General features: G+C 67.3%; 15 protein-coding genes. 6 read left to right on the top strand and 9 right to left on the bottom strand.

Annotation, left to right across the window (positions count from 1 at the left end):
- Positions 1–48: 48 nt before the first annotated feature.
- Positions 49–924: a LysR family transcriptional regulator gene (locus ACZK2R_RS04630; RefSeq protein ID WP_132809399.1), complete on the bottom strand. Its 876-nt coding sequence runs from the start codon at positions 922–924 to the stop codon at positions 49–51.
- A 99-nt stretch (positions 925–1,023) separates the two neighbouring features.
- Here ACZK2R_RS04630 and ACZK2R_RS04625 point away from each other — a divergent pair, with 99 nt between their 5' ends.
- Complete coding sequence (locus ACZK2R_RS04625) at positions 1,024–1,626, top strand: short chain dehydrogenase (protein ID WP_180838208.1); 603 nt, start codon at positions 1,024–1,026, stop codon at positions 1,624–1,626.
- A 73-nt stretch (positions 1,627–1,699) separates the two neighbouring features.
- Here the strand turns inward: ACZK2R_RS04625 and soxR are convergent, their stop codons facing one another.
- The gene (gene soxR / locus ACZK2R_RS04620; protein WP_032127734.1) at positions 1,700–2,134 is read right to left on the bottom strand and encodes a redox-sensitive transcriptional activator SoxR; all 435 of its coding nucleotides are present in this window, start codon (positions 2,132–2,134) and stop codon (positions 1,700–1,702) included.
- Between the two features lie 29 nt (positions 2,135–2,163).
- Here soxR and ACZK2R_RS04615 point away from each other — a divergent pair, with 29 nt between their 5' ends.
- The gene (locus tag ACZK2R_RS04615; protein ID WP_180838207.1) at positions 2,164–3,585 is read left to right on the top strand and encodes an MFS transporter; all 1,422 of its coding nucleotides are present in this window, start codon (positions 2,164–2,166) and stop codon (positions 3,583–3,585) included.
- Between the two features lie 38 nt (positions 3,586–3,623).
- Here ACZK2R_RS04615 and ACZK2R_RS04610 read toward each other — a convergent pair whose 3' ends face one another.
- Together ACZK2R_RS04610 and ACZK2R_RS04605 are read right to left on the bottom strand one after the other, a co-directional pair.
- The gene (locus tag ACZK2R_RS04610; RefSeq protein ID WP_032127736.1) at positions 3,624–5,645 is read right to left on the bottom strand and encodes an esterase/lipase family protein; all 2,022 of its coding nucleotides are present in this window, start codon (positions 5,643–5,645) and stop codon (positions 3,624–3,626) included.
- Positions 5,645–6,619, bottom strand: a complete 975-nt coding sequence (locus ACZK2R_RS04605) for an Lnb N-terminal periplasmic domain-containing protein (RefSeq protein WP_180838216.1) — start codon at positions 6,617–6,619, stop codon at positions 5,645–5,647. The genes ACZK2R_RS04610 and ACZK2R_RS04605 overlap by 1 nt, the downstream gene beginning before the upstream one ends.
- Positions 6,620–6,790: 171 nt before the next feature.
- Here ACZK2R_RS04605 and ACZK2R_RS04600 point away from each other — a divergent pair, with 171 nt between their 5' ends.
- A complete protein-coding gene (locus ACZK2R_RS04600) occupies positions 6,791–7,195 on the top strand; it encodes a GFA family protein (protein WP_180838206.1) in 405 nt (134 codons plus the stop codon).
- On the opposite strand, the gene ACZK2R_RS04595 is transcribed toward ACZK2R_RS04600, so the two are convergent.
- The 3 genes from ACZK2R_RS04595 to ACZK2R_RS04585 form a co-directional block, all read right to left on the bottom strand.
- Positions 7,192–7,365 (bottom strand): hypothetical protein, encoded by a 174-nt coding sequence (locus ACZK2R_RS04595; protein WP_180838205.1) that lies wholly within the window; start codon positions 7,363–7,365, stop codon positions 7,192–7,194. The two genes, ACZK2R_RS04600 and ACZK2R_RS04595, sit on opposite strands and share 4 nt — an antisense overlap.
- A gap of 99 nt (positions 7,366–7,464) precedes the next feature.
- A complete protein-coding gene (locus ACZK2R_RS04590; RefSeq protein ID WP_180838204.1) occupies positions 7,465–10,566 on the bottom strand; it encodes an efflux RND transporter permease subunit in 3,102 nt (1,033 codons plus the stop codon).
- A 4-nt stretch (positions 10,567–10,570) separates the two neighbouring features.
- Positions 10,571–11,749, bottom strand: a complete 1,179-nt coding sequence (locus tag ACZK2R_RS04585; RefSeq protein WP_125895230.1) for an efflux RND transporter periplasmic adaptor subunit — start codon at positions 11,747–11,749, stop codon at positions 10,571–10,573.
- Between the two features lie 153 nt (positions 11,750–11,902).
- Between ACZK2R_RS04585 and ACZK2R_RS04580 the strand changes: the two genes are divergently transcribed.
- From ACZK2R_RS04580 to ACZK2R_RS04570, 3 genes are all read left to right on the top strand, one after another.
- The gene (locus tag ACZK2R_RS04580) at positions 11,903–12,586 is read left to right on the top strand and encodes a response regulator transcription factor (RefSeq protein WP_032969121.1); all 684 of its coding nucleotides are present in this window, start codon (positions 11,903–11,905) and stop codon (positions 12,584–12,586) included.
- A complete protein-coding gene (locus tag ACZK2R_RS04575) occupies positions 12,564–13,949 on the top strand; it encodes a sensor histidine kinase (protein ID WP_180838203.1) in 1,386 nt (461 codons plus the stop codon). Before ACZK2R_RS04580 ends, ACZK2R_RS04575 begins: the two co-directional genes overlap by 23 nt.
- Before the next feature lie 99 nt (positions 13,950–14,048).
- On the top strand, positions 14,049–16,139 hold the full coding sequence (locus tag ACZK2R_RS04570; RefSeq protein WP_180838202.1) for a TonB-dependent siderophore receptor: 2,091 nt from the start codon (positions 14,049–14,051) through the stop codon (positions 16,137–16,139).
- Positions 16,140–16,296: 157 nt separating this feature from the next.
- On the opposite strand, the gene ACZK2R_RS04565 is transcribed toward ACZK2R_RS04570, so the two are convergent.
- Together ACZK2R_RS04565 and ACZK2R_RS04560 are read right to left on the bottom strand one after the other, a co-directional pair.
- Positions 16,297–17,175 carry a LysR family transcriptional regulator gene (locus tag ACZK2R_RS04565; RefSeq protein ID WP_180838201.1) on the bottom strand — a complete coding sequence of 293 codons (879 nt, stop codon included), beginning with the start codon at positions 17,173–17,175 and terminating at the stop codon, positions 16,297–16,299.
- Between the two features lie 38 nt (positions 17,176–17,213).
- A complete protein-coding gene (locus ACZK2R_RS04560; RefSeq protein WP_180838200.1) occupies positions 17,214–18,095 on the bottom strand; it encodes an SDR family NAD(P)-dependent oxidoreductase in 882 nt (293 codons plus the stop codon).
- Positions 18,096–18,243 lie beyond the last annotated feature (148 nt).

Genomic DNA, 18,243 nt, shown 5'->3' with positions numbered 1-18,243 from the left:
GCCGACCAACGGTCGGCACCTACCAGCATCCACGCATAGCGTGGATGCTCACTGCCCCAATGTGGCCATGACGAAATCGACGAAGCACTGCAGGCGCGGACGCGGCCGTCGATCCGGCAGGTAGATCAGGTGCATCGGTCGCGGTTCCGGCAGGTAGTCGCGCAGCAGGGGCTTCAACCGCCCTGCCGCGATCTCGCCGGCCAGCAGTGCGGTCGGTTGCAGCACCAGCCCTGCCCCGGCGACGGCGGCCTCGCGCAGTGCAACACCATCATTGCAGGTCAGGCGCGCCTCCCAATCCACCTGTTCACCGTTGGCCAGCTGCCAGCCATGGCCGCCGCGCCAGGCCAGGTGGCTGAGGCAATCATGCCCCTGCAGATCCGCGGGCGTGCGCGGCGTGCCGCGCCGGCGCAGGTAGGACGGTGCCGCACACAGGCTCATTGCATACGGCGGCAGCGGCCGCGCCACCACCTCCTGCGATGGCAGCGGCCCGACCCGGATCGCCACGTCGAAGCCATCCTCGATCAGGTCTACGCGGCGGTTGCTCAGGTCCAGCTCGATGTTCAACTGCGGCTGCGCGCGCAGCAGGCCGGCCAGTTGTGGCGCCAGCACGCAGCTGCCCCAGGTGGTTGGCGCGCTGACCCGCAGCAGCCCGCGGGGTTGTACCTGCAGTCCGGCCACGTCCGCCTCCGCCTGCTGCACCTGCTCCAGCACCTGCCGGCACCCGGCCAGGTAGGCGCTGCCGGCTTCGGTCAGGCGCTGGCGGCGGGTGTTCCGCTGCAGCAGCGCGGTCCCCAGGTGCGCCTCCAGCTGCTGGATGTACTTGCCGACCATCACCGCCGACACCTGCAGCTGTTCGGCGGCGCCTGCAAAGCTTCCGCACTCGGCCACGGCGACGAAGGCCTGCATGCAGCGAAGGGTATCCATTGCTAATCCAGAGTTAGGAATCTGCGAAGCATACGCCGCTTACCTAACCCCACTGTGAGGCGCAGACTGCGCCCATTCCCCCTCTCGCAAGGAACGGCCATGAAGATCCTCCTCGTCGGTGCCAGCGGCACCCTCGGCCAGGCAGTCGCCCACCAGCTCGGCCAGCAGCATCAGATCCTCGCCGCCGGCCGCAACAGCGGTGAGCTGCGCGTCGACCTGACAGACGACGCCAGCGTCGCCGAACTTTTCGCGCGCACCGGTCCGGTCGATGCAGTGATCTCCACCGCTGGCAAGCTGCACTTCGGTCCGCTGAAGGACATGACACTCGAGCAGTTCAACCTCGGCCTGCAGGACAAGCTGCTGGGCCAGGTGCGGCTGGCACTGGTCGCCCAGCACCACCTCAACGCCGGCGGCTCGATCACCCTGACCAGCGGCATCGTCAGCGCACAGCCGATCCGCGATGGCGCCAACGCCACCTCGGTGAATGCCGCGCTGGAAGGCTTCGTGCGTGCCGCCGCGTTGGAGCTGCTGCCGCGTGGCCTGCGCATCAACGTGGTCAGCCCGAACGTGCTGATCGAATCGATGGCGGCTTACGGCCCCTATTTCCCAGGCTTCGAAGCGGTGAGCGCGCAGCGCGCGGCGCTGGCCTTCCAGCGCGCGGTGGAAGGCATCCAGAGCGGCGAGACGATCACGGTCTGGTAAGAAAAAAGGGGACGGAGGGGATTAAGTCGTTAATGCACAAACGACATAATCCCCTCCGTCCCCTTTTCGCGGATCACTCCCAGCGCATCGGGCCGTCGCCGCGTTCGCCGAGGACGTCTTCGGGGTTGGCCAGGCGGCAGCGCTGCAGCGACAGGCAGCCGCAGCCGATGCAGCCGGTCAGTTCATCGCGCAGCAATTCCAGCATGTGGATGCGCTCCTCCAGCTCGGTGCGCCAGCGCGCGGACAGCTTGGCCCAGTCGGCCTTGGTCGGCGCGCGGCCCTCGGGCAGGCTTTCGAAGGCACGGCCGACAGCTTCCAGTGGCATGCCCACCCGTTGCGCGACGCGGATCACGGCCAACCGTCGCAGCACGTCACGGCTGTAGCGCCGCTGGTTGCCCGAGGTGCGCAGGCTGCTGATCAGCCCCTTGCGCTCGTAGAAATGCAGCGCGGAAACCGCCACGCCACTGCGCTGGGAGACTTCGCCAACGCTGAGTTCCTGGGAAACCATTGCTTGACCTAAACTACAGTTGAGGTGGCATGCTGCTATCTTCGCCGCCAGTTGACAAGCGCGGCCCGCATCTGACTCGTATGTCCCCCACTCTTTCGCCCGCCGACGCCCGTGCGCCGGCTGATACGTCGATCCTGTCTCCCCGCTATCGCGCCACCACCATCGGCATGGTGGCACTGGTGGCGCTGCATGCCTTCGAGGCCCTGGCGGTGGCGGCCGCCATGCCGACCGTGGCCGAGGCGCTGGATGGCCTGCGCCTGTATGCGCTGGCCTTTGGCGGCACCCTGGCCACCAGTGTCATCGGCATGACCCTGGCCGGACGCTGGGCCGACCGCCAGGGACCAGCTCGGCCGCTGTGGTATGGCCTGGGCTGCTTCGTGCTGGGCCTGCTGCTGGCCGGCTTCGCCATGCGCATGGGCATGCTGGTGGCCGGGCGCCTGCTACAGGGCCTGGGCGCAGGCGCGATCTCGGTCTCGCTGTACGTGATGGTTGGCCGCAGCTATCCCGAACACCTGCGCCCGAAGGTGTTCGCCGCGTTCTCCGCCGGCTGGGTGGTGCCGTCGATGATCGGTCCCGCGCTGAGCGGGCTGATCGTGCAGCATCTCGGCTGGCGTTGGGTGTTCCTGGCCGTACCACTGCTGGCGGTCCCGGCCGCGCTGCTGCTGCGCCCGGCGCTCGCACGCATACAGCCCACTCATGCTGTCAGCAGCGACGATGGTCGCGGCAACGTGGTGCGCTGGGCCAGCGGCGCCTCGCTGGCGGCGCTGCTGCTCTACTTCGGCGGCCAGCAGCGCGGCCTGCCCGCCCTGCTCTGCATTGGCGCAGCGCTGCTGGCGCTGCTGTTCTGCGTGCATCGCCTGCTGCCCGCCGGCACATTGATCCTGCGCCGCGGATTGCCCAGCGTGATCGCGCTGCGCGGCGTCGCGGCGGCCGCATTCTTCGCCTGTGAGGCCTACCTGCCACTGCTGTTGCAGCGCGAACGCGGGCTCTCGCCCAGCTGGGCCGGTGCCGTGCTCAGTCTTGGTGCACTGGGCTGGTTCGCCGGTTCATGGCTGCAGGGCCACCAGCAGCGCGGCTGGTCACGCCAGCAGCTGCTGCGCGTTGGCACACCGCTGATGACGATCGGTATCGCCGCCACATTGGCCGTGCTGTTCAACGCAGTGCCGCTGCCGGTGGCCCTGGTCGGCTGGGCCATGACCGGCTTCGGCATGGGCATGATCTACGCTAGCCTGTCGGTGCTGACGCTGTCGTTGTCCGCACCGCACGAGCAGGGTGCCAACACCTCGGCGCTACAGTTGAGCGAGGCGCTGTCGGTAACCACCGCGCTGGCGGTTTCCGGTGCGCTGTTCGCGCTGTTCGTGGAAGCCGCGCCACACACCGGCTACCTGTTGTGCCTGGCGATCACCTTCGGCCTGGCGCTGCTGGCCACGGTGATCGCACGACGGGTGTAGCACCGCCGCATTGCGGGATTGCCGGCCAGCGGCCGGCACTACCGGCTGCCGGTCCCCATGTCATCGATATCCCGGTGCAGGATGCGCCTCACCTCCAGCACCGCCTGCGGGGTTTCCTGCACGCTGTGGCCGGAGATGATCACCTTCTCCGACAGCGCGCCCGGCAGATGTGCGCTCCAGTACGGCACCAGCCCATCATCGGATTTCTCCACCGGCAGCTCCGGCTTGCGCTGGGCGATGATCGAGTGGTACTTCAGGCCCGCCTCAATCGGCAGCTGTGCGGCGGCCTTCACGAACGGATCGCTGGCCTTGAGGTTGTCGATGCTGTTCGGGATCTTCGGCTTGGCGGTGCCATCGACCTGCTGCTCGGCCTGTGCCAGTGCCATGAACACGTCCTCGAACTTGCCGAGAATGGTCAGCGGCAGGCGTACCAGGCGACCGATCAGGCGACCGACCTTGTTGCCGGCAATGTCGGTGCCCTGGTGCGGCGCGGCGATGAAGATCGCACGCTCCACGTTCGGCTGTGCCTTGAAATGCAGCAGCGGGCCCAGCTTGTTCTGCACCCGCTTCAGCCGTTCCCCCTTCAGGTCGTAGTTGGCCAGCAGGTCGTTCCACAGTACATCGCCGGAATCGCTCACCAGCAGGCGGGCCAGCACGCCGCCCATGCTGTGACCGATGTAGACCATGTCCTTCGACGCACGCGTGCTGCCGTTGGGATCGAAATGCTTCAGCGTGTCGTTGAATGCATTGGCGATCTCGTAGCGGTTCAGCGCGATCGGCGCATTGGTCGGGTAATAGACCTGCCACACCTGGAACTGCTGGCGCAGCTCGGGGTCACCCATGATCTCGTTGGCCAGGTTCACCCACGCTTCCGGGCTGCTGGCCAGGCCGTGCAGCATGAAGATGATGCGGCGGTTCGGGTCCCACGGCTGCATCAGGTAGATGTGCGGCTCGCCGATGCCCTCGCTCATGCCGAACAGGGTACGCAGCGACTGCCGGGCGAAGCCACTCTGCGCCAGCCACAGGCCGTAGGCGGCAGTGAAGTTGCCGGCCAGCGGTACCTGCTCACCGTGCAGAGTGATGCGCTCGGTCGCTTCCGGCGAATAGGCATCCAGCTCGACCCGGCGCGTGCGCATCACGTCTTCCAGGCTGCTGCCCTCGAACCGCAGCAGTGCGGTGACGTTGATCGAGGACATCTCACTGAACTCGGGCACCGAATCGTCATGGCGGTGGCGGCGGCCACGACGCTCGTCGTCCTCGTCGTCCTGCGCGGTTTCAGCCTTCGGGCCGTCGGGCGCGATCACTGGCGCGACCAGTTTCGGCGGGTCCATCACCATCACCAGTTCGGCACCGAAGCCATCGCGGCGATAGGTGCTGCGCAGGCCAACGAAGCTGACCGTTCCCGCCGGCACCAGCTGCGCCGGAATGCTCTTCAGGCCCAGCTGCTGGTAGTTGGAGGCCAGCGACCAGCTACCGACCGTGAGCGGCTTCGTATAGTCCTCGCCGGCCAGCGCAGCGGCGCGTGCGCGCACGAACAGCACCACTGCCGCCTTCTCGGCCGCGTAGTTGTAGTAGTCGCGCACCTGCGTCTGCCGGTCCTCGAAGGCCCGGTCGGACGGTGAGCGGCCACTGTAGAACAGGTAGGCATAGGCATAGCGCGCGGCTTCCAGCCAGGCATCCAATGCCGCATCGCTCATCGGCGGGTCGCCTGCGGCGGTCTTCTTTGGCGTCATCGCCAATGCAGCCTTCACCCACAGCTCGGACAGCGCCGACAGCCGCTGCTCGACATTGAGGTCGTCGGTCATCAGCAGCGTGCTGCGGCAGACCAGGAAGTCCTTCTCGCACTGCGATTCGTCCAGGCCCGCTGCGCTGAGCGTTTCACGCGCGGCCGGGCTGAGCTTGCCGGTGTTGAGCACATCCGCGCGCTTGTTGACCAGCGAATCGCTGGACTTGACCTGCTTGACGGTGACCATCGCGCAGCCGCTGCTGCCCAGCAGCAGGAAGGCGGCGAACAACACCGGCAGCAGGCGCTGCCAGCGGGTCAGAAAGAGTTGGGTCATTACTGCGGGTCCTGCTCGGTGCCGGGCACGCCCTGGCGGATCACGGTGGAGAAATGCTCGCCATCACCCAGGTCCAATGCGCGCTGGGTGATGCGGCCCTTGTCGTGCAGCTCGGCGTACGGCACGCCCGGCGTGAGTGCACCGACCTCCTGCGCGTACTCGGCCAGATAGCCGGACAGCAGCAGCCGATAGTCCAACGGCAGGCGCGGTGCGATGTGGCGGGCCAGGTCGAAGACGATGGTCGTGCAGTTGCTGGTCAGCGTGTTGTAGAAGCCCGGCTTGGCATCCAGGTCACGCGCCTGTTCGATGTACGCGGCGAACAGTTCCTTCAGCTGCGCGCGGTCCATGCCATGCAGGCGGTACAGGTAGACATCTTCGCCACGTGCGTTGGTGCGGGTGCGGATGATGTCGGTCTCCTCCGAAGCCACCAGGGTCATCTCGAACTTGCGGAAGAAGCCGCCCAGCGCGGAGAACGACTCACCGCGCTCCTTGCGGATCTCCAGCGAGAACACCACGTGGCGACCATCCTCGAAACCGAACGAGATCAGCGTGTGGGCGATCGCCGGGCCCATCCAGTACGACAGCACCAGGTCGGCCGAGCGCAGCTGGTCCAGGTCGTATTCGCGGCGCACCCAGTGCGCGTCGTAGTCGGTTTCGCTGCGCCAGCTGAAGTCGCGCACGTTGTCCAGCACCACGTGGCGCCCGTCGAAGGACACCACGTGCAGGCGCTGGGCCACGTCGTCGGCCCATACGCGGTCCTGGCGCGGGGTCAGCAGCAGCCACCACAGGCCGGCCAACGCCAGCGCCGCACCGAAGGCCGTCCCCAGGCGGCGCGAGGCACCCCCGCGCGCGACCCGCCACGACGCCCACAGCGCCACCAGCAACCACAGCACGGCCACGCCGGTGGCCAGCCAACCCGGCCCCGGCAGCTGGTAGGCCAGCAGCCCGCTCACCCACAGCGCCGCCAGCGCCATGGCACTCCCTGTCATCCAACGTCCTGCGGCGTTCACTGGCATCCTGTCGAGGTCTTCAAGCCGCATAGTTAGCCACAAGCGGGTTCACCGTGGCATCTACGGACCGTTCAGGCTGGGCGGCGCACCGTCGGCGGCGGCCTCTGCGGCCAGGTTTACTTCACAGGAGCAACGATGGGCATCACTTCCGTGGCCGGCGTTCCGGTCCAACCCCGGCACCGAGCCACCTGCCACTGCGGCACGGTCGAACTGCTGCTGGACCTGCCGGACGGTATTGTCGAACCCCGCCGCTGCGACTGCTCGATGTGCCGGCGCCGGGGGGCCATTGCCGCCAGCGTCAGCCGCGCGGGCCTGCAGGTGGTGCGCGGGCAGAACCACCTGCAGCTGTACCAGTTCAACACCCATGTGGCCGAGCACTATTTCTGTGGCGTGTGCGGCATCTACACCCATCACCGGCGCCGCTCCAACCCGGAACAGTACGGCTACAACGTGGCCTGCCTGGAAGGCATCGACCCGTTCGCGCTGGGCGTGATACCGGTCAACGACGGGGTCAACCACCCGGCCGACCGCCGCACCTAGTGGCGGGTGCGCCGTGGCGGTGCGGCGACCTTCTGCCACGGTGCCATGCCACTGCGCCCGGCGCGCGCCGGGCGCTTCAGCCAGGGCCGTCGCGGCGCGGCCTGCGGCTGCGCTTCGACCGGGGCAGGTAACGGCCTGCGGCCAGGCCAGAGATGGTCGAGCAGCCACATGGCAGGTCTCCGTGGGGGACGGGGACGACCTACGCTAGCGGCACCTGGGCAAAGAACGGGTGAGGGTGCTGCGGCAGCCAGATGACAGCCGCGCCCCCCTCAGTCCTGCGGCCGTGACCGGCCCAGGCGGCGCACCAGCACGAAGAACAACGGCACCAGCACCACTGCCAGCACCGTGCCGGAGACCATGCCGCCGATCACGCTCATGCCGATTTCACGGCGGCTGACCGCGCCTGCACCGGTGGCCAACGCCAACGGAATCACACCAGCCACGAAGGCCAACGACGTCATCACGATCGGGCGCAGGCGCAGGCGTGCGCCCTGCAGGGCCGCTTCCACCGCTGAACTGCCGGCACGATAGCGAGCCTCGGCAAACTCCACGATCAGGATCGCGTTCTTGGCCGACAGGCCGATGGTGGTCAGCAGCCCCACCTGGAAGTAGATGTCGTTGACGAACCCGGCCGCGGTGGTCGCCAGCACGGTGCCGATCACGCCCAGGGGAATCACCAGCACCACCGCCACCGGCACCGTCCAGCTCTCATAGAGCGCCGCCAGGCACAGGAAGATGAAGGCAATGGAGGCGATGTACAGCCACAACGTCTGGTTGCTGGCCAATTGTTCCTGGTAGGACAGGCCACTCCACTGCAGGTCGAACCCGGGTTGATCGGCAACCAGCGCCTGCATGCGCTGCATCGCCTCGCCCGAGCTGCGGCCTTCGGCAGCGCTGCCCTGGATCTGCATCGCCGGCAGGCCGTTGAAGCGCTGCTGCAGTTGCGGCCCACGCGCCCAGTGGCTGCTGGCGAAACTGGCAAACGACGCCATCTGGCCGTTGCCACCGCGCACATACCACTGGCCGATGTCGTCGGGCACGCTGCGGTAGGGCTGGTCGCCCTGCATGTAGACCCGCTTGACCCGGCCACGGTCGAGGAAATCGTTGATGTAACTGCCGCCCCAGGCCGCGGACAACGTTGAATTGATGTCGGCCTGGGCCAGGCCGAGCGCGCTGGCCTGGGCATGGTCGATGTCCAGCCGCAGCTCGGCCTTGTCGCCCAGACCGTTCAGGCGCACCGAGGTGAGCCCGTCGTCTTCGCCGGCCGCACGCACCACCTGTTCCTGCGCTGACTGCAGGGCCACGCGCCCGGCCGCGCTGGTGTCCTGCAGCCACAGTTCGAAGCCGCTGGACTGGCCCAGTCCACGCACCGCCGGCGGTGCCAGTACATTGACCTTGGCATCCGGCAAGCTGCGGAAGTAGGCATTGGCGCGTGTGATGATCGCTGCAGCGGTGTTGTCGCCCGTGCGCTCATCCCAGGGTTTCAGTGCGAGAAAGCCCTGCCCCGCGTTCTGGCCGGTGCCGGCATTGTTGCGGCCGACCACCACGAACACCACATCCAGGTTCTGCTTTTCGTGCTCCATGAAGTAGCGGCTGATCTGCTCGCCCAATGCTTCGGTACGCGCCATCGGCGTGCCTTCCGGCGTGGAGAACTGGAAGGTTACCTGGCCCTGGTCTTCCACCGGCAGGAAGCCGGTGGGCATGCGCGCGTACAGCGCGACCATGGCGACCACCAGCAGCAGGTAGAACGCCATCCAGCGCCGCGGCCGGGTAACGACGCCACCGAGCTTTCCCTGGTAGGCCAACTGGCTGCGCTCGACGCCCCGGTTGAACGCCCGGAAGAAACGACCCTGTGGCTTCTGCGCCGAAGACGGCTTGAGCAGGGACGCGCACAGCGCCGGGGTCAGCGTCAGCGCCACCAGCGCCGACAATGCCATGGCAGATGCAATCGTGATCGAGAACTGCCGGTAGATGATGCCGGTGGAACCACCGAACAGCGCCATCGGCAGGAACACCGCGCCCAGCACCACGGTGATGCCGATCAACGCGCCGGTGATCTCGCCCATCGATTTTTCGGTCGCTTCGCGCGGCGGCAGATGCTCGTCGTGGATGATGCGCTCCACGTTCTCCACCACCACGATCGCATCGTCGACCAGCAGCCCGATCGCCAGCACCATCGCGAACAGGGTCAGTGTGTTGATGGTGAATCCGGCAACGGCCAGCACGCCGAACGTGCCCAGCAGCACCACAGGCACCGTGATCGCCGGAATCAGCGTGGCGCGCAGGTTCTGCAGGAACAGGAACATCACCACCACCACCAGAACGATGGCTTCGATGAGGGTATGGATGACCCCCTCGATCGAGACCCGCACGAACGGTGTGCTGTCACGCGGGTAGGCCACCTGCAGGCCGGGCGGGAAAGTCGGCCGCAGCCGCTCGATCTCCGCGCGCACCGCATCGGCCGTGGCCAACGCATTGGCGCCGGAGGCCAGAGTGACCGAGAAGCCAGCCGCCGGATAGCCATTGAGATAGCTGCTGGTCTGGTAGTTCTCCGCGCCGATCTCGACCCGTGCGACGTCGCCCAGCAACACCGCCGCGCCATTGGGCAGCGTGCGCAGGATGATCGCGCGGAACTGTTCGGGCGTCTGCAGGCGCGACTGCGCGGTGACCGTGGCGTTGAGGCTCTGCGTCGGGCTGGACGGCATCGCGCCCAGCTCACCCGCCGTCACCTGGGTGTTCTGCGCCTGGATCGCAGCGCGAACGTCCGACGGCATCAGGTCGTAGGCGCGCAGCTTGTGCGGGTCCAACCACACCCGCATCGCATAGGCCGAGCCGAACACGTTGATCTCGCCGACACCGGGAATGCGGCTGATCGGATCCTGCACATTGCTGACAAGGAAATCGGAGACGTCCACGCGCTCCATGCGCCGGCTGGTGTCGTACAGCGAGACCACCATCAGCGAATCGCCCTGCGACTTGGCGACCGTCACGCCCTGCTGCTGCACTTCCTGCGGCAGCCGGTTGATCGCCTGATTGACGCTGTTCTGCACCTGCACCTGGGCGATATCCGGGTTGGCGCTCTGGTCGAAGGTGACCGTGATGCGCGCCTGCCCGGACGAGGAACTGGTGGACGAGAAATACAGCAGGTGGTCGATGCCCTTGATCTGCTGCTCGATCACCTGGGTGACGCTGTCTTCCACCGTCTGCGCCGAGGCACCGGTGTAGTTGGCGGTGATGTTGACCTGCGGCGGCGCGATGTCCGGGTACTGCTCCACCGGCAGCTGGGTCACCGCGATGGTGCCGAAGGCCATGATGCAGATCGCCAGGACCCAGGCGAATACCGGGCGATGGATGAAGAAGCGCGGCAGCATCTGCTCAGTCCTTCCCGACCGGTGCCGGTGCAGGCTTCACCCGCACCGTCATGCCATCGGCCAGGCCCTGCGCGCCGGCCACCACCACCTGCTCGCCGGCGGCCAGGCCATCAAGGACCAGCCACTGGTCGCCGATCGCACGCGCGGTGCGGAACAGCCGCAGCCGCGCCTTGCCGTCCTTGTCCACCAGCCACGCCTGTGCCTCGCCCTTGGGGCTGCGGTCGACCGCAGCCTGTGGCACCAGCAGCGCCTGCTGGCGGATTCCCTGTCCCACCAGCGCGCGCACGTACATGCCTGGCAGCAGCTGCCCATCCGGGTTGGGGAAACGCGCCCGCAGGGTGATGCTGCCGGTCTCCTGCTGCACGTCCACGTCGGCGAATTCCAGCGTGCCGGGCAGCGGGTAGTCGGTGCCATCGGACAAGCGCAGCCGCACCGGTGCTGTGTCGGCCTGCACGCCACCGTCGGCGATGGCGCGGCGCAGTGCCAGGTACTCATTGCTGGACTGGGTGATGTCCACGTTCATCGGGTCCATCTGCTGCACCCGTGCCAGTGGATCGGCCTGGCCCGAGGTGACCAGCGCCCCCGGCGTGAACAGCGCGCGGCCGATGCGCCCGGCAATCGGCGAGGTCACCGTGGCGAACCCCAGCCGTGTGCTGGCCGTGTCACGCGCGGCCTGTGCGGCCTGCGCCGCGGCGGCAGCCTGCTGGTCGCTGGCGATCGCATCGTCCACGTCCTGGCGCGCGGCCAGCTGGTCCTTGCCCAACGCCTGCATGCGCTGCGCCCGCAGGCGCGCGGTCACCGCAGCGGCCTCGGCGGTCTTCAGGTTGGCCTGCGCCTCGTTCAGCGCCGCCTGGTACAGCGCGGGCTCGATCTGGAACAGTGGCTGCCCGGCCTTCACCCACTGGCCCTGCTCGAACAACCGCTTCACCAGCACGCCATCGACCTGCGGGCGCACGTCCGATTCCTGCGAGGCGACGCTGCGCCCGGGTAGTTCCTGCTGCAGTGCCAGCGGCTGGCTGCGCAGGGTCAGCACGGTCACCTCCGGTGCCGCGGCGCCGGGCTTGGGCGCGTCCTTGCCGCAGGCGCTGAGCAGGCCCGCCAGGGCAAGCGCCAGCAGCGGCAGGCCCGCGGTTCGCGGCAGCCGCCAGGCACGGTACGGACGGGAGGGGTTCGGAAGGATCATCGGCTGCAGGGTTCCACGCGTGGGGGAGCGTTCGGCGCCGAATATAGAAGACGTGGCGGCACGATCCTGCTAAATCGCGCATGAAACATTTTTCATTTGCAGTCGCTGCCCACGATTGCGAGGATGCCCCTGTCCCACTCTGCACACTGGCCCATGCCGCGCGTACTCACCATCGAGGACGATCTTGTCACCGCCGAGGAGATCGCCACCGAACTGCGCAGCCACGGCTTCGACGTGGACCTGGCCAGCGACGGCAGCAACGGCCTGGCGCTGGCACGTGCAGGCGACTACGCGGTGATCACCCTGGACCGCATGCTGCCCGGCATCGACGGGCTGGCCCTGGTCACCACCTTGCGCCGCGAAGGCATCACCACGCCGGTGCTGATGATCAGCGCACTGTCGGACGTGGATGAACGCGTGCGTGGCCTGCGCGCCGGTGGCGACGACTACCTGACCAAGCCCTTCGCCTCCGATGAGATGGCTGCACGCGTGGAAGTGCTGATCCGGCGCCAGGGCCCGACTGGCGCCATCGATAACGTGCTGCGCGCCGGTGACCTGGAACTGGACCTGATGACCCGTTCGGCGCGACGCGGCGGGCATGAAATCGCGCTGTTGCCGACCGAGTTCAAGCTGCTCGAATTCCTGGTGCGCAACGCCGGCCAGGTAGTCACCCGCAGCATGCTGTTCCAGGAAGTCTGGGGCTACCACTTCGATCCGGGTACCAACCTGATCGACGTGCATATCGGTCGCGTGCGCAAACGCATCGAACAACCCGGCCGGCCGCAGCCGATCATGACCGTCCGTGGAACCGGCTATGTCTTCGACGCGCAATCCTGACCACTGGCGTTCCTCCAGCAGCAGGCTGCTGGGCCTGTACTGCATCCTGTTCGTAGCGTGGTCGAGCCTGCTGCTGGGCGTGATGTACTGGCGCATCTCGGACTACCTCAGTGACCTGACCGAATCGGGCCTGCAGCAGCGCGCCCACCTGTTCATGAGCTTCGACGGGCCGGCACTGGATGAAGCATTGCGCGACAGCCAGCGCTTCGATCTGCACCAGGTCTATACCTATGGGTTGTTCGACAAGGCCGGCATGCCGATGGCAGGCCCGCTGACAGCGATCCCCGCGGGACTGCCGCTGGATGGCAACTCGCATGCGGTGGACGGTTGGACGCTGGCTGATGGCCGCCACGACAACGGCGGCAGTGCGCTCGGCGTGGTGACCCGCGATGGCCGCACGCTGGTATTTGTGCGCCAGAACGGCAAGCTCATGGCGGTCAACAGCATCATCCTTGATGCACTGCTGTGGGGCGTGTCGCTGACCGTCATTCCCGGCCTGGTGGGCTGGCATCTGCTGCGCCGGCGCCCGTTGAAACGGATCCAGCAGATCGAAGCGGCCACCAACCGCATTGTTGCCGGCGACCTCGGCCAGCGCCTGCCGGTCTCCAGCCGTCGCGACGAGATCGATCGGCTGTCGAGCATCGTCAATGCCATGCTGGAACGCATCGAACAGCTGATGACCGAAGTCAAAGGAGTCTGCGACAGCATCGCCCACGATCTGCGCACCCCGCTGACCCGCCTGCGCGCGCATCTGTACCGCATGCGCGTGGGCCTGGACGAACAGAACCCGCATGCCGATCCACTGGACAAGGCGCTGGCCGAGACCGACATGCTGATGGCGCGCTTCGCCGCGCTGCTGCGGGTATCCGAGCTGGAGAGCCACCAGCGGCGTTCGGCCTTCGACGCGGTGGACATCGCCGATCTGCTGCAGGAACTTCACCAGTTCTACCTGCCGCTGGCCGAAGAGAAGCAACAGCTGCTGGAACTGCAGGTGGACCCGAAGCTCGGGCAACTTCGTGGCGACCGCGAGCTGCTGTTCGAAGCGCTGGCCAACCTGTTGTCCAATGCCCTGCAGTTCACCCCTGCACACGGCCGCATCCTGCTGCGTGCGGTCGATGATCACGGCGCCCCGAGGATCGATGTGATCGACAACGGGCCGGGCATTCCGCCACAGGACCGCACGCTGATCTACCAGCGCTTTTTCCGCGGCAGCAGCAGTGCCGGCCAGGGACCGGGATTTGGCCTGGGCCTGTCGATCGTGGCCGCCATTGCCGGCCTGCACGGCTTCCGTGTCCGTGCCGGCAGCGCCCCCGGTGGCGGCGCCTGGATGAGCATCCGCGGCGCAACGGACGGCCTGCCCTGAGGTCTGGCCCGGGCGCCTCAATCGCATTTGGGAATCATTTGTATTTGAGGGCGAGCATCCGGATAATCCGCCGTCAGCGCCCTTCCCGGATCATTCCCGATGCCCGCCCTGCCGTCGCGTCCGCTGCTGTACACGCTCGCCCTGCCCACCCTGCTGGCCTCGGCCCTCGCCCAGGCCCAGGACAACCCGGCGGCGCGCACCCTGGACAAGGTGACGGTGGTGGCCGAGCGGGCCAGCACCGCGACCAAGACCGACACCGCCCTGACCGAGACGCCGCAGGCGATCAGCGTGGTCACCCAGCAGCTGTTCACCGATCGCGGCGCGCACAATCTGCAGGAAGTGCTGCGCTACAGCGCTGGCGTCACCGCCGATGCCTGGGGCCTGGATACCCGCAACGATGCCACCTCGGTGCGCGGGCTGGACCCGGTGCAGTACCAGGATGGCCTGCGCCGCAGCTACGGCTTCAGTCCCCTCGCCCGCCCGGAGATCTATGGCCTGGAACGGGTGGAAGTGCTGCGCGGCCCGTCCTCGGTGCTGTACGGTGCCGGCGCCACCGGCGGCATCATCAATGCGATGAGCAAGCGCCCGACCTTCGGCGCCCTCAACGGCGAGGTCGGCGTGCAGTTCGGCAGTTTCGACCGCAGGCAGCTGCAGGGTGACATCGGCGGCGCATTGAACGATGCCGGTACGCTTGCCGGTCGCTTCGTCGGGCTGGTGCGCGAATCGAACATGCAGACCGATGTATTGAAGGACGATCGCGTCTACCTGGCACCGTCCATCAGCTGGCGTGGCGAAAGCAGTACGTTGACCCTGCTGGCCAGCTACCAGCGCGACAAGACCGGCTCCAGCCAGCAGTTCCTGCCGCTGGCTGCGACCCTGCTGGCCCCGCCCGGACGCCGCCTCGACCCGTCCACCTTCATAGGCGATCCCGGCTTCGACCGCATCGACTCGCGTGTGTACAGCCTGACCGCGCTGTTCGACCACAGCTTCAACGACACGCTCAGCCTGCGCTCGGCAGTGCGTTACATCGATGGCAGGACCACCCTGCAGCAGATGTACGTGGACAGCTACAGCAATCCGGCTGATCCCTTCATCGACGCCGAGCGGCGCGTGGTCAACCGCACCGCCTACGGCACCCGCCCCGACGTGCAGATCTTCAGCGCCGACAATGCGCTGCAGTTCGACTTCGCCACCGGTGCCTTCCAGCATCTGCTGCTGGCCGGCGTGGACTACAGCCAGTACAAAGAGCAGCTGCAGCGGCTGGACGCCACCGGCACGCCGATCGACATCTACACTCCGGTATCGGTCGCACCGATCGTGCGTGGCTGGGATCGTCAGCCAGACCAGACCTCCACCCAGCTGGGTGTCTATGTGCAGGACCAGATCCGCTGGGCCGACCGCGTCTCGCTGGTGCTGGGCGCGCGCCGCGACCATGCACGCTCGAAGACCGAAGGCCAACCCAGCCAGACCGACAACGCCACCACCTACCGCGCCGGCCTGATCGGCGACCTCGGCGGCGGAGTATCGCCCTACCTGAGCTACAGCGAATCGTTCCTGCCGGTGTCGGGCCAGGATCTGTTCGGCAACGCCTTCAAGCCGATGCGCGGACGGCAGTCCGAGGCCGGCATCAAGTGGCAACCCGCGCGTAGCCTGCTGCTGACGCTTGCGGCGTACCGCATCACCGAAACCAATCGCCAGACCAACGATCCGGACAACGTGCTGAACGTGGTGCAGACCGGCCAGATCCGCTCCAAGGGCGTGGAGCTGGAAGGCCAGTTCCAGTTTGCCAACGACCTGACGGTCACCGCTGCCGTTGCGCGCAACGAGGCTGAGGTCAGCCGCAGCAACTTCGCATTGGAAGTGGGCCAGCGCCTCAACGACACCCCGCAGGACCTGGCCTCGGCCTGGGTCTCGAAGGGCTTCCAGCTGGATGATGCCGCACGCCTGCGCCTGGGGCTGGGCGTGCGCCATGTGGGCAATACGGTGTCGCTGGGCAATGGCGGGCGCATCATCACGCCCAGCTATACGCTGGCCGATGCATTGCTGGAAGTGCAGGTAACCGACTGGACGATGGCGTTGAACATCACCAACCTCACCGGCAAGCGCTACTACGCGCCGTGCCGCACTTTTGGCGACTGCTTCGCCGGCTACCCGCGCGTGGTGACCGGCACCATCAGCTATCGGTTCTGATCACGGCCAACGCTGGCCGCCGCAGCAGCAGGTGCAACAGCACAGCGCATGCGGCGGTCAGGTCCCGCCACGGTGGCCTGGCATACGCCCGCAGGCGTCATCGACGACGCCGTTGCGCATCTGCTCCGTAGTGCTCAGGCCCAGCTGATCCACCGGATCAGCTCGCGGTCGCGGCGTCCAGGAAATTGCGCAGCACTGGCGACGGAGCTTCCGGGCGCGCGCAGAACTGCAGCGCGAAGCGCGCTGCGTCATCGGCCAACAGGCGATAGACGATTTCCTGCGAACGGAAACTGGCCATGCTGGCCGGCACGATCGCCACGCCGGCGTCCACCGCCACCAGCGACAGCACCGCGTGCATGCCCTGCGCTTCCTGCACCACGCGCGGGGTGAATCCTGCTGCGGTGCACAGGCCCAGCACCTGCGCATGAAAGCCGATGCCCTCGCCCGCCGGCCATGAAACGAACGGCTCATCGGCGAGCATCGCCACACTGACCTCCGGCGCGTTGGCCAGCGCATGTGCACGCGGCAGCGCAATCGCCAGGCGGTCGTGGTCGAAGCCGTACAGCACCAGCTCGGCGGCGGGAATCGGTGGGATCAACACGCCGACATCGATGCGCTGCTCACGCAGCCACAGCTGCTGCTGACGCGAGGTCGCTTCCTGCAGATGCAGCTGCACCTGCGGGTACTGCTGGCGGAAGCGGCGGATCAGGCCCGGCAACCGGCCATACAGCGCACTGCCCACATAACCCACGCGCAGGCTGCCAGACTGCCCGGCGGCGGCTTCGCGCGTGCGCTGCAATGCCTGCTCGGCCTGCTGCAGCGTTGCCCGCGCCTCCACCAGCAGCGTCTGCCCGGCCACGGTCAGGCCCAGGGTACGGTTGCCGCGCACGATCAGCTCGCTTCCGAGTTCGTCTTCCAAGCGTCGTATTGCCGCGGTCAGCGGCGGCTGCGACATGTGCAGGCGGGCTGCGGCGCGGTGGAAATGAAGCTCTTCGGCTACGGCCACGAACTGGCGCAGCAGGCGCAGGTCGATCATCTCGATGCAGGCAGTGGGAACCCGCCTAGGGTACGCCCTCAGCTGCGCGCGTCCACGCTGGCGCGGGCAATGGCTGGCCATTGCAGCGCCACCGACTCGATGCTGTCGGCACTGACCGCGCGCAGATCCCGCGGATACGCCACATGCTCGGCCTCCTGCAGGCGCAGTGCGTGGAACTGGCCATTGCTTGCGCGCAGCACCCATCCGCCGTCCTGGCAGCGCGTGGACGCCAGATAGGCCACGCCCTGCGCGACCGCGTCCGGATGCAGTTCGTCGGGCTCGCCGTCGATGCCCCACATGCGCGTCTTTGCCACCGGCGAAACCGCGTTGACCACGATGCCATGCTCGGCGCCTTCCAGCGCCAGCACATTGACCAGGCCCAACGCCGCCAACTTGCCCATCGCGTAAGCGGACAGCCCGCGCTGTGCGTACTGCGGATACAGCGCGCGATCGGAGGTGGTGATGACGATGCGCCCACCGCCCGCCGCGCGCATTGCCGGCCACGCCGCCTGCGCCAGCCACAGCGGCGTCTTCGCGGCCAGGGACAGCATCTGCTCCAGCGCGTTGTCCTCGATCGCTTCCAGCGTCTGGTACTCGACCCAGCCGGCGTTGTGGATCAGGAAATCGATGCGGCCGTGCTGCTGCAGCAGATTCTGCACCAGCGCGCGGCAACCGGCGCGATGGTCGATGGGATCACTGACGGCCTGCACCGATAGCCCCCGCGCCAGCAGTGCTTCGACACTGCGTTGGATGCGCTGCGGTTCCACACCGCGACCATCGGTGCCGGCACCGACGTCATGCATCACCACATGCGCGCCACGCTCGGCCAGCAGGCGGCTGTAGGCCAGGCCCAGTCCACCGGCGGCACCGGTCACCAGGCCCACCTGGCCTTCGAAGGAAATACGCGAGATCGGCTTCATGCGCCCAGCTTCAACCAAGCACGCAGGCCGCAGCCAATACCGTTCACCGCCCTCCACGATACGCGCACGCTATCGTCGAAAAGGGGACGGAGGGGATTAAGTCGTTTCAGGCACAGTAGGGCCGATTACGACTTAATCCCCTCCGTCC

The sequence above is a fragment of the Stenotrophomonas sp. 96582_Sma genome (genome assembly GCF_056480905.1).
This window is presented reverse-complemented; position numbering and strand designations above follow the sequence as displayed.